The following is a 15,292-nucleotide window of genomic DNA, read 5'->3' on the forward strand; positions in this document are numbered from 1 at the left end:
GTATGAAGAAATTTTTGGTGTTCATGGGCTGCTTGTCGGCCTGGCTGGCGGTGGCTGGCTGCTCTGGCGGACGCGATGCAAGTGACAAAGTCTATGCACAGTTTCTGGGAGATCTGAATACGCTCATTGCGAGGAATGAAGATTTCCTGGGGTATGTACGTACCAGCTCCGACAAAGCCGAATTGCAGGAGAAGTTTCTCGAACTCAGGCTGCATTACAAGAAAACAGAGGCTTTTGCCGAGTACTTTTTTCCTACCACTGTCAGACTGGTAAATGGCGCGCCGCTGGATGAAGTGGAGGATGAGGAAAATGCCGTTTTTGAACCGGGTGGCTTACAGGTGATCGAGGAGCTGATCTATACCGACGAGCCGCTGGACCGCGACGAGCTGGTCCGCCACGTCCGGAAGTTGCAGGTGAACAGCAAGCGGATGAAAATGTTATGGACTGATATCAGGATCACGGACTCGCACGTGCTGGACGCGATACGGCTGGAAATGTTCAGGCTGATTTCGCTCGGTATCTCTGGTTTTGATACACCGGCATCGGGCAATGCAATCGCGGAAAGTAAAGTGGTGCTGCTCGCTGCCAAAGATTACCTCGGCTTTTATCAAAATACGTTACCGGAAGTTGACCAGCTGCATGAGCGCATTGAGAATGCCGTGAAATTTTTAGACAAGAACAAAGATTTTAACAGTTTTGACCGGGCAGGATTTATTACCGAACACATCAATCCTTTTTGCGAAGCCCTGCACGAAAACCAGGTACTGGCATCCATTCCGTTTAGCAAAGACCGCAAGTTGCTGCGCAGCGATGCCGCGACGCTTTTTGAGAAAAATGCATTCGATCCCGAAGCAATGGTGTCGGTGAGCCGGTTCAGTGCCACCGCAGACCGGGTCGCGCTGGGTAGAAAGCTCTTTTTTGACGCACGCATATCGGGCAATGGGAAAACAAACTGCGGCTCCTGCCACAATCCGGCGCTCGCTTATACCGACGGACTGAAAACAAGTAATGGCGCGGCGGACAATCCGATTCTCCGCAATGCACCCACGGTAATGTATGCGGCTTTGCAGCAAAATATGTTCTACGATCTGCGGTCACCTTCTCTGGAAGACCAGGCGGCGGACGTGATCCACAATACCGATGAAATGCGTGGTTCTTTGAAGGAATTTTCGCGTGTGCTCACCGCTGATAAGGAGTACAGCGCGCTATTTACAAAAGCTTATCCCGAGCTTGACAGTATCCGACCGGTCTTTGTCCAGAATGCGCTAGCCACTTTTGTCCGCTCGCTCAGCCCGTTTAATTCTCCTTTTGACAGGTATATGCGCGGCGAGAAAAAAGCATTGACAGACAGTCAGGTGGCTGGTTTCAATGTATTTATGGGCAAAGCCAAATGCGGTACCTGCCACTTTGTGCCCCTGTTTAACGGTACCGTGCCGCCGGATTATCAGCGCACCGAATCGGAAGTACTCGGAGTTACCAGCAATGCGGATTTTGTGCACCCGGTCATGGACACCGACAAGGGCCGGGGTAAGTACAACCGTTTCCCGCAGTGGCAGCACGCATTTAAGACAAGTACGCTCAGGAACATCGGGAAAACTGCGCCTTACATGCACAATGGCGCTTACACTACTTTGCAGCAGGTAATGGAATTTTATAACGAAGGGGGAGGTGCGGGTTTGAAGATCAATGTACCTAATCAGACACTGGCTGCTGATAAGCTGAACCTGACTCCAGAAGAGATTGCGCAGGTGATTGACTTCCTGGAAAGTCTTACTGATCAGCCTCAATTACCATAATGGAATCGCCTGTGCTGACGGTACCCGTTCCCAGCCCAATTACGTTCTGACCAAAACGAATTTTCTTGTCGGACCTGCGGTAGCCGGCCAGCGTTTTGAGCGGCTCCGGACTGCGGTGGCCGGTTTGCTGGTTCACCGTCACTACCACGCACCTTTCGCAGGGAGATACTACTTCAAAATCAATGCCGGATATCGAGATGTTTTTCCATGAATCTTCTTCAAAAGGCAAAGTGCCCGCGACTACGAAATTGGGACGGAAACGGTCCATGGTAACCGGGTGTGCGAGCCTGCTGTTCAGGTCGGCCAGGGAAGCTTCGGAAATGAGGAGAAATGGAAAATCATCGGCAAAACTGACACGCTTTTGAACACTCCCAAGTCCAGGCGGCGAGAGGCGCGACGAGGACTTCGGGAGCTTCACAAGCTGTACTTTCCTGCCCAGCTGCACGGAAAGCCACTTGTCGGCTTCGTCAGATACCGTGCAGGCAGTTAATCGGTCTTTCCAGATCTTGATATCTTTCTCGTGATCAGTGACGGGATCGAAAGGTACCTGAATGCAATCCTGCGAGTTGTTTTTATTAAAAATTTCCAAACCATCTGCATTTATCGCCACACCGATCAGCGCCATGTTGTTGTGTTCGCGCTGGGTAAGGAAAACACCGTTTTCATCCACGATCAGCCAGTTTCGGTCCCATTGCAGCCCACGCTCTTCCACCTGTGCCGTGCTCAGCTTTACCCCACCAAGTGATTTTACCGGATAAACCCATATTTCAGAAAGCGTGGGCGGGAAATCTGTCATAGGCTTGTCTCGTCTATCTTTTCAGCGATAAATTGGGATGCCTGCTCGCAGAAGTCCAGCCCTGAATAATCGGGATTATGGCCGCCGATATAGGGTACCGCCATGATATACACGCGGTCGTTTGGCGCGCCGTATTCATTGACGATCTGGAAACAATCATTGATCGCCACGCCGGGTACTTTCAGAAAATAGTCGCCTATTGCATTGCGTACAATCCTTTCATCGCCTTCTTTCAGCATTTTAAACCCAACTTCCTGAGACTGAAATCGCTGATGTGCCTCGCTGACAGACTTTTTCATTAACAAACCCTTAAATGGAAATTCTTCAAACGAGAAAGCCTTCTGTCCGGAGCAGTCGACAAACGTGCGGAATGTCTTGCGGTAGGTTTTTCCATCCTCACCCGTGTATTTGTAAACGATGCCTCCCGATTTTTGGGGTATGGTCTCACCGCCGTGACCAACTGATATGATATCCAGCTTTCCGGCTTCATGCAATGCAAACAGCTCGTCGCAGGAGCTCTGGGGCACAAATGCGATTACCGTGGCAATGAGCGGCTTCAATACCGTGTCGAGGCGCATCATATCTTCGGCGGAGAAGTACTTGGCAGGGTAGTTAAGCAAAAAGCTCAGCTCAGCCAGCATTTCTTTCCAGTAAATGGACTCGCGCTGTTCAATGGACTTCAATGCTTCATTATATTCTTCCCTGAAAAGCTCAAATGGCGGCTTTCCTTCGCGCATATCCATCGCCATTTTCACGAATTCCTCCATAGTCAGGTTCTTGATTTTGCGATAGATCTCGGGGTGTCCGTCGCGGAAACCTTCCTTGAAGTTCTTTTCAAAAACATAATCCAGCGGCAGGAATCCATTGTTTTCCTTTCTTTTCTTTATGATTTCTTCGTCGGTAAGCAGGGATTTGCCCGTGACCTGCGGCTCTTCCAGGTGGAACCTGATCGCAGGCAGCAGCCCGTTCCGGGAATGCATCATGATCTTGAAGCGTGAGCTTTGCTTGTCGCTTTCGTAAACGAGCTTGTTTTGTTCGTCACAGTAAAAGCGTCCGTTTTGTCTCGCCAGCGTCCTGATCGCATCTATCGCCGTCAGCGAAGCTCCCTTGATCGCAACGGTGTGGTTCAGTTTCAGTTCCAGTTTAGAGGGTGGATAGGGGGAGTCGAAGTATCCTTCAATTTTTCCTTCGTGCCGGGCCGGCCATTTATGTCCGGTGCTGATCACGACGGCGTCAAATTCTTGCGGCTCGCTACCTTCGATTTCAATGAGAACCTTCTCCTGCGTGGGATAATCGGTGATATTCGAAACCTGGCTGTTGTAATGGATGTTAGTCTTTATTCCTTTTTTATCCGCCTCCGCTTTCAGGAGCTGGAACTGGTCGGAAAGGTAGTCGCCAAAGAGCAGCCGGGGAAGAACGTGGTACTTGTTAAATTTTGTAGGATCAATGCTGTATTTTGAAAGCCGGCTTTCGGGAACCGTTTTCATCCATTCCTGAATGGTGGTGACGAGCTCAGGGATTTCGTTGCCCGACACGTTTGTGATATGTTCACGATTGGCGCCCTGTTTGCTGTAAGGCATTCCTGCGCCGAGAGTTTCTGTTTTTTCAAAAATATCAATATCGTAGCGCTTCTTCGATCTGATCAACTTCTTATATATGAAAAGGCCGCTTGGTCCGCCTCCGATAATCGCAATGCGCCTCCGCGCTTTTTTCAGGGTCATAAAGTTTCTGATAGAGTCAATTTTCCTAAATTGTAATTATATAAAAATTGATCCAGGAGTAAATTGAGCTACATTTTCCCAAGTCGCTCACAGGGGAGGACTGCGTTGCTGCGCACACGCTATTTAATTTGGGAGTGGTACAGGGGAATTTTCTGGCTATTTGGGGGAGACAGGCATGGGACTACTCGTAATGCCCCTTAGCTGAAATGATCGTGACCGTGATGGTGTTTTCGTCTACGGCATAAACAAGGCGGTGTTCCTGGCTGATCCTACGGGACCAGAAGCCGGCCATATCATATTTTAACTGCTCGGGCTGACCAGTGCCGGTATACGGGTGTTCAGTCAGCTCGTCAAGCAGCTTCCGAATTTTCGTCAACACAGGCTTGTTCCCGGACTTCTTCAGTTTCTCAATCCCATTCAGCGCTTTATCAGTAAAAGCTATTTGATAGCTCATAAGCCCAGCAACTGATCAAAATCCGCTTTATCTACTTTGGTGGTTTTCCCGGCGCGGTACTGATCAATGCCTTCCTGGATTTCAGCGATCACCTGGGGATCCATGAAATAGCGGTCTTCCTTACCGATGGGTGTAAGTACATAAGCCTTCTCTTTCCCTCTTTGGATGACGACCTGCTGATTACTATCGGCCAGGTCCATGTATTTCTTCTGGTTGTCGCGGAATTCACGGGAGCTGATCACTAACATAATCGTAAGTTTTGTGTACCATTTTGGTACGCAATTTACAGATAAACAGTTCCGGAAGCTTTTTTTATTTCCGGTACATGTAACAACTCAAAAGTTACCCGCGAAAGCTTTTCCCGATTTATTATCTGTCAGCGAAAGTGCATGGATGCTGCCGATGCCGGAGAAGGAAATGCTCACACCGTAAATGCGGTGCAGCGGGCGCTGGTAACCGCCTTCGTACACGAGCTTATCGTTGATGTATAATTTGGCGCGCTTATTTTCAATCCGCAGCTGCAATTTTCCGCCCTCACGAAAGTCTGCGCCGAGGAAATCCAATCCGTTCTGCTTGCCGTCTTTGGTGATTTCCGATAGTTGTAGTTTGGTCCAATGCAGACAGCCCGGCTTCATCACATCCACCATGTGCCGCGCGGACTCTCCAAAAATCGTCAGCTGCACCTGTGAGCAACGTACGCCTGCGCGATCGGCCGAGGTTTGTATGCGCGTTACAAGATTAAAATTGTCGCCGTCGATCTCCGTAGGCTGGCTGTTGCTGAAATCGACGAAGAAAGTACGGTTGGTGTCGACACCAGCCCGCGCCACTTCTCCGGCACTCACAAAATTTTTCCCGCCCTTGAACAGCCCCGGTATCTCCACTGGATATACGCGCGTGGTATCGTGCATCATATCCGCAGTAGCAGTCCACCCGTTTGAATGGAGGTACACAACCGTAGAGTCAACTACCTGTTTGTTGAGTTTGAGAAATGCATAGTACCTGCCCGGACGTTCGTAGTAGTGCGTAACGACGCTGTCGGCCTGGGATAATGCGGTTTTTCTTCCGTCCCCGAATTCGAGATAGAGCCGGTCGGACGTATCCTCGTACCGGCTGGCCCCGGCAATGGAGAATATGGCTGAATGCGGGTTGCCGCCCACGGGATTGCGGCAGATCAGGCGGGCGGCGTCTGCTGGTGTTCCATACCGTTCAGCATAAAACTCCGCAGCGCCGATCAGCACGACCAGGAAGATCAGGCCCAGCACGATCTTGAATGCGTATCTTGTAGATACCGGCTTTTTGACTAACTGTTTTTGCACCCTGTTTTCATGTACAGGTACCTCGGCGACCGGCGCCGCAGGGAAGAAATCGGGCTGCGCGGAAACGGGTTTGGCCTGCGTAAAACTCTCCCAGTCACGATAGCCGATGTAGCTGGCCAATGCGTCGCGGGTTGCTTTTTGTGGATAGTAGCGGTCTCCGGTTTTGATTTTGCCAAAAATGCGTTTCAGCGTATTCGGACTGATCTGTACGTGCGTCTTCTTGTAAAGTATACTGCTCAGCCGGATATAGTCGCTGTTGGTCCATTCCGGAATATCAGGCTTGCCATAGATCTCGCTGATCAGCTGACACCCGTAGTCAAGGTGGTCTAACTGGCTGCCCTGACCTTGTCCATTCTCCATATTGCTTTTACTCTAAAAACCTGATTTGTAACGATTTGACTTGTCCATAATTTTGTACATGCAGCTGGTCAAGCCCTTTTTCGGATCCCCGTATTATGCAAAATTATATTTGCTAACTCAAATTTATCCTCACTACCAGATCCGCGGATCTGGGCTAAACCTAAATATCAGAAAAATATGCGACAAAAAACTCTACTAGGTTTTGTCATGTTGCTCTTTGGAATTACACCATTGATGGCGCAAACCAGGGAGCTGACCGGCAAAGTTACAGACGAGGCTGCAAAGGAGTTACCCGGTGTGAGCATCGTTATTAAAGGAACCCAGCGCGGTACAGCCACCGACGCCAACGGTTTATACAAGCTGACTATTCCTGACCAGGGCCCGGTCACGATCACGTTTTCATTTGTAGGTTACCAGAGCCAGGAGGTATCTCCTTCGGGACAATCCACCCTGGATATTACCATGAAGCCGGAAGATAATGCTTTATCGGAAGTAGTGGTGGTAGGTTATGGTACACAAAGGAAGAAGGATCTGACCGGCGCCATTTCATCCATCGGCTCTAAGGAAGTAGCCGGCCGGCAGACCATCCAGGTTTCCGAAGCATTGCAGGGCAGTATAGCGGGTGTGTCGGTTACACGCAGCAGCGGCGCGCCGGGAGCAGGTTCCAATATTCTGATCCGGGGTATTACTACCATTGGTACCAACAATCCCCTCGTGATCGTGGACGGTGTACCGGTCAGCAGCATTGATAATGTAAATCCGGGTGATGTGGAGAACATTACCGTTTTAAAAGATGCAGCCTCGGCCGCCATTTATGGGTCAAGAGGCGCGGCAGGGGTGATTTTGGTTACGACAAAAAGGGCGAAGAACGGACAGGGAAGTTTGGAATATACCTATGAATACGGGGTACAGCGGGCAACCGCTATGCCGGAATATGTGGGTGTGCAGGATTATATGCGGTATTTCAATGAACAAACCACCAACGACGGCGCAAGTACGGGACCATTTGCGCAGGCTTTTATAGATTCATACCTGGTAAATAACCGGGCGAATCCCGACGAATTCCCGAATACAGACTGGCAGCGCGCATTGATCACCCGCAAAAATGCGCCGCGCCAGCGTCACGATCTGGTGTTTACAATGGGAACCGGCAAGATCAAAACCAAAGCTTCGCTGGGCTATTCCAGTGCCGGCGCGTTTTACGACAACCGTTCTTACGATCGCTACCTCTTCCGGGTCAATAACGACTTGCAGGTGAACGACAAAATTGGTGTAAACCTGGATGTTTTTTATAAAAGAACAAACAACAAGGGAAATGCCAATGAGCTGCCTAACAGTGACTTTAACCCGATCTACGAAGGCAGGGTCATGCCGCCGATCTACGACGATGTGTATTCGGACGGAAGGTTTGCATTCGGAAAAGATGGAAGAAACCCGCTTGCCAAGCTGCGCGACGGTGGTTTTACCAGAAGCTTGTCCAACCAGATAGGAGGCCGGATTTCATTCAACTACAAGCCGGTAGTGGGACTGACGGTCACTGCATTGGTAGCGCCAGTTTTTGATCTTGATAAAAACAAGTATTTCTCCAAACAGATCCGCTATACCAATCCTGACGGAACGCCAAGTACCATTGTGAACCAGGCGCGCACGGTACTTACCGAAGGCCGTTCGGAAGCGGTAAGTATCAATGGACAGCTGCTTGCCAACTACGTGAAGGAGATCAATGGCGCACATACCATCGATATACTGGCAGGTTTTGAAGAAAATTACCGCTCGCTGGAAGAGCTTACTGCGTCAAGAAGTGGCTTTGCATTGACCAGCTTTCCTTACCTGAATTCGGGTTCCACAGAGCTGCGCGACAACTCAGGCCGTGCTAATGAATCAGGATTGCATTCGTTTTTTGGGAGAGTGCAGTACAATTATAAGAGCAAGTATTTCCTGCAAGGTAACCTTCGTTCCGATCTTTCGTCGCGGTTTGCGGCTGCTTACCGGAGAGCGGTTTACCCCTCCGTATCGGCAGGGTGGACCATTTCCGAAGAGAATTTCATGAAAGGCAGCAGCTGGCTTTCGTTCCTGAAACTGAGAGGTTCGTGGGGAGAGGCGGGCAATGAGCGGCTGCTCGATAAAGACAATAACCCGGCTTACTATCCTTACCTGGCGACCATTGATTTTACTACCGCGCTCTTTTACCAAAACGGCAGCGTAGTGCCGCTGACGGGCGGCGGGCAACAGGTTTATGCTGTTGAAAATATCTCCTGGGAAACGAGCAGGACGCTTGATTTTGGTCTGGATGCAGCATTCCTGAACGACAGGCTGACCATTGCGGCGGATTATTACAAGAAAACGACTACCGACATCCTGCTCCCGCTCGATATTCCATTGTATTTAGGTTTCGACAAACCGAACCAGAATGCAGGTACATTAAAAGTACAAGGCTGGGAGCTGGAAGCAGCGTGGCGCGACCGGATTGGCAAAATCGGATACTCGGTAGCCGCAAATTTATCAGATGCCAAATCGACCGTTGGCGACCTGAGAGGCACGGAGTTCCGCGGCGACCAGATTATCCGCAATGGAAGCGAGTACAATGAGTGGTTTGGGTATTTGTCCAACGGGCTTTTCCAGACGCCGGATGAAATTACCGGAGCGCCGGTGCTGAATGTGACCACCAAACCGGGCGACGTGCGGTATGTGGATGTGAACAAAGACGGAAAGATCACAACCGACGACAAAGTGCTCCTCGGAGGCGCCTTACCACGCTACTTGTACGGCGGTAACCTGCGGGCAGATTATAGCGGGTTTGATTTCGGGGTGAGTTTTCAGGGAGTTGCTAAAAAGTTGTCTCGCCTGAACAGTGACGCGGTGCAGCCTTTTGCAGAAGCGTTTGGCAATATGCCCGCGGATATGGTGGGCAAGTTCTGGAGTGCCAACAATTCGCCTGAACAAAACCTGCGTGCGACTTACCCGCGACTCTCGCGTACTTCCAATGCAGCCAACTACACGCTGTCGGATTACTGGCTGATCAATGGGGGTTATTTCCGGGTGAAGAACATCACGCTGGGTTACACTTTGCCACAGGATATGATCAAAAAAGCGGGTGTGCAGAGTTTGCGGTTGTACTTGTCGGCGAATGATATTTTCTCGCTGAGCAAATTTCCAAAGTACCTCGATCCGGAATCGGCCAGCTATTCTTACCCGATCGTCACCACGCTCATGGCAGGCGCAACCATTCGTTTTTAAACCCAACCCGGCATTTACCTCATGAAAAAAATAGCATTTACTTTTCTCGTGGCGACGGCACTTTCGGGCTGTCACACACTGGATCTTAACCCTTTATCGGAAGCTTCCACGGGTACTTTTTATTCCAACCAGACGGAGCTTGAACTGGCAGTGAACGATTTGTACAGGACTGCATTCTGGTCGAATGACAATGAGCTTTTCAGCGACAATGAGTGGCACCGCGCCCAGCTTACCAATGCAGTAATCGGCGGCACGATGAATGCCGACGATGCAGCTGTGCAGACATTCTGGCTCAATTCCTACAAGGCAATTGCACGCGCCAATTCTTTTATAGCCAATAAAGACCGTGCAGCTGCCAGCACACCTGCTGCGACGCTCCTCAGGCTGGAAGCAGAGATGCGCCTGATCCGCGCTTACCAATATTCGCGGTTGATCACGCATTTCGGCGATGTGCCGCTGCTTACCGAGCCGCTCCTGCTGGAAGAATCGTATACGGTCGCACGGACGAACAAAGATGAGATACTTGCATTTGTTTTCTCCGAACTTGATTTTGCAGCCCAAAACCTTCCGGTTACCTACGCGGCGGCGGAGACGAAAAGGCTGACAAAAGGAGCCGCGCTCGCCATTAAGTCGCGTACTGCTTTGTATATGGGCAAATGGGCGATCGCACGCGATGCGGCGAAAGCAATTATGGACTTAGGCGCAGGCTACGAGCTGCATCCGAGCTACGCACCGCTTTTTACCCGGGCTGGGGAAATGAGCAAGGAGTTGATTATCAGTATTCCACGCGACGAGAAACAGCAGGTGTTCGGAAATGCGGCCTATGTGCAGGATAATATTTCAAGAAATGCAGGCGGCTTCGGCGCACAGTTGCCCACCCGGGATATTGTCGACGCTTATGAATGCATTGACGGAAAACCGATAGACGAATCGCCGCTGTACGATCCGAAAGCCCCATTTACAAACCGCGATCCCCGCCTCACAGCCACAGTAGTCGAGTTCAACACTCAATGGCTGGGCTACAATTATACGCCGCACCCGGACTCTTTACAGGTTTTCAGTTCGAAGGAAAACAGGAAGGTACCCAACAAAGACACCCGTGCAGTAGCTGCATTCGCAAGTTTTACAGGATTTTTGTGGAAAAAAGGCATTGACCAAACCTGGGCGGACAGGCTCGTGGAAGACAATGACGCAATCATATTCCGCTATGCAGAAATATTGCTCACATACGCCGAGGCAAAGATCGAACTGGGTGAAATTGATGCCACCGTTTTGAACGCGATTAACCTGGTTCGGGCGCGGGCTTACGGAGCAGCGGTTGAAGATACCAAATCGTATCCGGCAGTAACCGCCACCAGCGCGAATGCATTACGACAAGTTCTCCGCCGGGAGCGGCGCGTGGAATTTCCGCGCGAAGGCTTGCGCTACATGGACCTGATCCGCTGGAAGCTCGCCGAGAAAGTACTTACCCGCCCCGTCATCGGCCTGCCCGATCCGGCTGCACAAAACCGCGCCAAATGGCCTTTCCCTGGTGTAACGCCGCTTGATGAAGATGGTATCGCCGATTATTCGGGATTTGGTACCGACGTAAAAGTGCTCGCGCAGCGGAATTTTGACAAAAGCCGACAATACCTCTGGCCAATCCCGGCTGTGGAACGCAGGGTAAATACCAACGTCACGCAGAACCCCGGTTACTAGTTTTCATTTTTTCCATTTCCAATAAGCTTAATGATTGTTTTGATGAAAAGATATTCACTCCTGACCCTGTTGCTGGGTTGGCTGGTACTCTGCGGGCATGCTGCAAAGGCGCAGCTCAAAGGCAAACCGTCTTTCAGCGGGATTTACCCGCACCTGGCGATGTACAACAATGAAGGCGAATGCGGCACGGGGGCGGTGGTACCCTGGGCGGGCAAGCTTTGGGTCATTACTTACGGCCCGCATTTGCCTTTTGGTTCTTCGGATAAGTTGTATGAGATCAGCGCGGATTTGAAACAGGCCGTTTTCCCTGGTAGTATTGGTGGTACCCCGGCCAACCGCATGATCCACAATGAAAGCAAACAGCTTTTTATCGGGCCTTATGCGATTGATGAAAAGTCCAATGTGCGGGTGATACCTTACAAGGAAATGCCCGGCAGGCACACAGGCAATGCAAGGCATTTGACCGACCCTAAAAATAAAATCCTTTACGGTACCATGGAAGAGGGTGTTTACGAAGTAGATGTTGCTTCGCTGAAACCGACCATGCTTTACGAAGACGGGAATGTGGACCGAGCCAAAGCAGCTGATAAAGCTACTTACCAGTTCAAAGGATTGCTTCCTGGCACGCACGGAAAGGGTTTTTACTCGGGACAGGGCGTAGTGGTTTATTCCAATAACGGTGAACCTGGAAAACGCGCCGAGATTGACTTTGATATTGAATCGGGTGTGCTGGCGGAGTGGGACGGGAAAGACTGGAAGGTAGTGCGCCGTAACCAATTTGTGGAAGTGACTGGCCCCGGAGGTATTTACGGAAATAAAAATGCAGCAACGGACCCGATCTGGGCGACGGGCTGGGACCATAAGTCGGTGCTGCTGGGTGTGCGCGACAATGGGAAATGGACTTTTTACAGGTTGCCAAAAGCCAGTCACGCCTACGACGGTGCGCACGGCTGGAATACCGAATGGCCGCGCATCCGGGACGTGGGGACAGCCGCGAAGCCTGATTATCTGATGACGATGCACGGTATGTTCTGGCAGTTTCCGGGTACTTTCACTTCCGAAAATGCCAGGGGAATACGTCCACGCTCGGCTTACCTGAAAGTAATCGGCGATTATACCCGCTGGAATGATCAGCTCGTGTTCGGCTGCGATGATTCGGCGCAACGCGAATTTTTGAACAAAAGAAAAGCGAAAGGCGGCATTGAAGGTCCCGGCCAGTCTAACTCCAACCTTTGGTTTACCTCACTCGATCAGCCCGATAAACTCGGACCGAATACAGCCGAAGGTTCTGTTTGGTTGAAGGAAAATGTAAAAGCAGGCGAATTATCAGAGCCGTTTTTGTTTGCAGGCTGGCCGCAGAGGTCGGTTTGGGTTCAAAATCATGGAGATAGTGAAGTAAGCTTTGCCTTGGAAGTTGACAAGAATGGAAAAGGGAGCTGGTCTGCATTGAAATCCGTTTCAGTACCTGCGAAAGGCGCCAAACGCATTGATTTTACAAATGCAGAAACGGGCGAGTGGATTAGGCTGAAAGCCGCAACTGCCACGAATGTTACTGCGCACTTTTACTACTCGGACACCGACCAGCGTACGGGTACGCACGATGCTATTTTCAACGGTTTGTCGCTTTCTTCCAATGCCAAAACCATGGGCGGGCTGATCTACGGACTGGGCGAAAACCGCCGCACCATGGCATTGGCTGCGATGGATTACAGCGGAAGCGCACCGAAGGAAACGGGCTACTACGAGCTGGACGCAGATATGAAACTGATGCGAAAAGACGATGCGAAAACGTTGGATTTTGTAAGAACCAAATTTGCTATCCCGCAGAAAGTGGTTACGGTTGACGCTTCTTCGGTGCTGGTGGTGGATGATAAGGGAAGACGCTGGCGGCTGCCGCTGGGGAATGATGCATTCACAGGTTTGACAAACGAGGGCGCATTGCGGATTTGTCGCGAGGTAGCCACCGAGCGCGACCTTTTCAACTGCCACGGAACGTTTTACGAGCTGCCCGCCGAGAATGCAGACGGTTATGCCAAGATCCGCCCAGTTGCTTCGCACAACTTCCGCATTAACGATTATGCTTCCTACCGCGGCTTGCTGGTGATGACGGGACTGGATGCCAACAAAGTCTCTAAAAACAACCATATTATTGTTTCAAATGACAAAAAAGCGGCTGTGTGGGCAGGTGCAATAGACGATCTGTGGAAGCTGGGCAAACCAACCGGTCACGGCGGTCCGTGGAAAGACACGAAAGTGAAAGCAGGTGAATCTTCCGATCCTTACCTGATCAGTTTTTACGACAAGAAGAAATTATCGCTTTCCCACAATGCAAAAGCGCCTGTTACATTCACCCTTGAAGCAGATCCGGTTGGAAACGGTCCCTGGATGGAGTACAAAACCTTCACAGTAAAGCCGGGCGAGACATTCAATTTTGATTTCCCCAAAGAGTTTGCATCCCGCTGGATCCGGTTCAAAGCTGACGCCGACTGTCAGGCAACTACATGGCTGGACTATAAGTAGGACTCACTTCATTCGGACTTATACAAAAAGTGTGCACGTGCACACTTTTTGTATTTACGGCATTTTCAATGGTAATTTAAATGGAAGTTTTTTGTAGAATGTCAAAATAATATTCTTCAAAAATCAGAATACTTAAAATTTAATTACATTACCGCCGGTTACTTTAATATAAATTCAAAATTAAACTATTCGCCTATGACGCCATCTGCACTACGCCATTGAAGTTTGCCGCATCTGTGCCCGTTCCGGGATAAACGCACCTGTTTTTTAACTAAACTCTTAAAATCTTCACACTCACCAACCCATTTCGGTTATGAAAGATCGATACAAAAACTTATTCAGGATCCCCGTCATTGCAGCATTGTCGCTGTACATGGGACTGGAACCTGCCGAGGCTGCCAATCCTGGTCTACGCACGGGAAAGCTTGCAGCAGCAACATCAAAACGCGCCGAATACACGGTAACCGGCAAGGTAACCTCTGCCGAGGGCGAGGCACTGCCCGGTGTCAGCATCGTTGAAAAAGGGACCACCAAAGGTACCACCACCGATATCGACGGCGCATTTAGCATTAACCTCACCAATCCCGGCACCACGCTTACATTCAGCTTCATCGGCTACACCACGAGAGAAGTGGTGGTGGAAGGAGCTACAAACCTTGATATTATTCTCGAATCAGACGCCAAAGGGCTGGACGAAGTGGTAGTTGTGGGTTATTCAGCCAAAAAAGTAAGGTACCTGTCGAGCTCGGTATCTACAATCAGCAGTCAGAAGCTGCGCGACGTGACTTCCAACGAACTGCCCAACCTTTTGCAGGGAAAGGCGCCTGGCGTTGTCGTTTCAACCAACTCGGGTGACCCGACCAGTCCGGCCCGGATCGTAATCCGCGGATCAGGCACAATTTCAGCAAACAGCTCGCCGCTGTACGTGGTCGATGGGAACATTGACGGTAGCTATAACCCGGTTGATGTGGAGAACGTTACCGTCTTGAAAGACGTGGCGGCAACCGGTTTGTACGGTTCACGCGCTGCAAACGGGGTTATTATTGTCAATACCAAAATGGGTAAGGCAGGTAAAACCGAGATCAACTTTAATAATACCTTCGGCTGGGCCGAGGCGACAACAGGTAATTTCCGCCTGATGAATGCGCAGGAACTGTTTGATTTTCAGAAAACTTTCAACCCGCGCGACCCGTCGGTCCTGAAAAACAACACGAACTGGTGGAATGAAGCATTCCGCACCGCGTTTGTGAACAACCACAATGTTTCGCTTTCGGGAGGTTCGGATAAAACTACTTTCTATGTGTCCGGTAACTACTACAAAGAGCAGGGCACAGTGATCGAAAACGATAAAACGGGCTACAACTTCCGTACAAACCTGCGCTCGCAGCTCACCA

General features: G+C 50.4%; 10 protein-coding genes. 5 read left to right on the forward strand and 5 right to left on the reverse strand.

What is annotated here, in order from left to right:
• Positions 1-2: 2 nt before the first annotated feature.
• Entirely contained in the window at positions 3-1,796 is a 1,794-nt protein-coding gene (locus ACTIE6_RS15210) for a cytochrome-c peroxidase (protein WP_439557448.1), read from the forward strand.
• On the opposite strand, the gene ACTIE6_RS15215 is transcribed toward ACTIE6_RS15210, so the two are convergent.
• The 5 genes from ACTIE6_RS15215 to ACTIE6_RS15235 all read right to left on the reverse strand — a co-directional run bounded on the left by ACTIE6_RS15215 (position 1,771) and on the right by ACTIE6_RS15235 (position 6,443).
• Positions 1,771-2,592 carry an MOSC domain-containing protein gene (locus ACTIE6_RS15215; protein WP_439557449.1) on the reverse strand — a complete coding sequence of 274 codons (822 nt, stop codon included), beginning with the start codon at positions 2,590-2,592 and terminating at the stop codon, positions 1,771-1,773. The genes ACTIE6_RS15210 and ACTIE6_RS15215 overlap by 26 nt on opposite strands.
• Entirely contained in the window at positions 2,589-4,313 is a 1,725-nt protein-coding gene (locus ACTIE6_RS15220; RefSeq protein ID WP_439557450.1) for an FAD/NAD(P)-binding protein, read from the reverse strand. Before ACTIE6_RS15220 ends, ACTIE6_RS15215 begins: the two co-directional genes overlap by 4 nt.
• Before the next feature lie 181 nt (positions 4,314-4,494).
• Positions 4,495-4,767, reverse strand: coding sequence for a Txe/YoeB family addiction module toxin (locus ACTIE6_RS15225; protein WP_439557451.1), 273 nt, complete (start codon positions 4,765-4,767; stop codon positions 4,495-4,497).
• Positions 4,764-5,015, reverse strand: coding sequence for a type II toxin-antitoxin system Phd/YefM family antitoxin (locus ACTIE6_RS15230; protein ID WP_439557452.1), 252 nt, complete (start codon positions 5,013-5,015; stop codon positions 4,764-4,766). Before ACTIE6_RS15230 ends, ACTIE6_RS15225 begins: the two co-directional genes overlap by 4 nt.
• A gap of 87 nt (positions 5,016-5,102) precedes the next feature.
• A complete protein-coding gene (locus ACTIE6_RS15235) occupies positions 5,103-6,443 on the reverse strand; it encodes a hypothetical protein (protein ID WP_439557453.1) in 1,341 nt (446 codons plus the stop codon).
• A 177-nt stretch (positions 6,444-6,620) separates the two neighbouring features.
• Here ACTIE6_RS15235 and ACTIE6_RS15240 point away from each other — a divergent pair, with 177 nt between their 5' ends.
• From ACTIE6_RS15240 to ACTIE6_RS15255, 4 genes are all read left to right on the forward strand, one after another.
• The gene (locus tag ACTIE6_RS15240; RefSeq protein ID WP_439557454.1) at positions 6,621-9,680 is read left to right on the forward strand and encodes a SusC/RagA family TonB-linked outer membrane protein; all 3,060 of its coding nucleotides are present in this window, start codon (positions 6,621-6,623) and stop codon (positions 9,678-9,680) included.
• A 21-nt stretch (positions 9,681-9,701) separates the two neighbouring features.
• On the forward strand, positions 9,702-11,378 hold the full coding sequence (locus ACTIE6_RS15245) for a RagB/SusD family nutrient uptake outer membrane protein (protein ID WP_439557455.1): 1,677 nt from the start codon (positions 9,702-9,704) through the stop codon (positions 11,376-11,378).
• Positions 11,379-11,420: 42 nt separating this feature from the next.
• On the forward strand, positions 11,421-13,898 hold the full coding sequence (locus ACTIE6_RS15250) for a hypothetical protein (RefSeq protein WP_439557456.1): 2,478 nt from the start codon (positions 11,421-11,423) through the stop codon (positions 13,896-13,898).
• A 313-nt stretch (positions 13,899-14,211) separates the two neighbouring features.
• The coding region (locus tag ACTIE6_RS15255) for a carboxypeptidase-like regulatory domain-containing protein (protein ID WP_439557457.1) at positions 14,212-15,292 on the forward strand (1,081 nt) is incomplete at its 3' end.

Source organism: Dyadobacter sp. (assembly GCF_051859145.1).
Lineage (GTDB): Bacteria > Bacteroidota > Bacteroidia > Cytophagales > Spirosomataceae > Dyadobacter.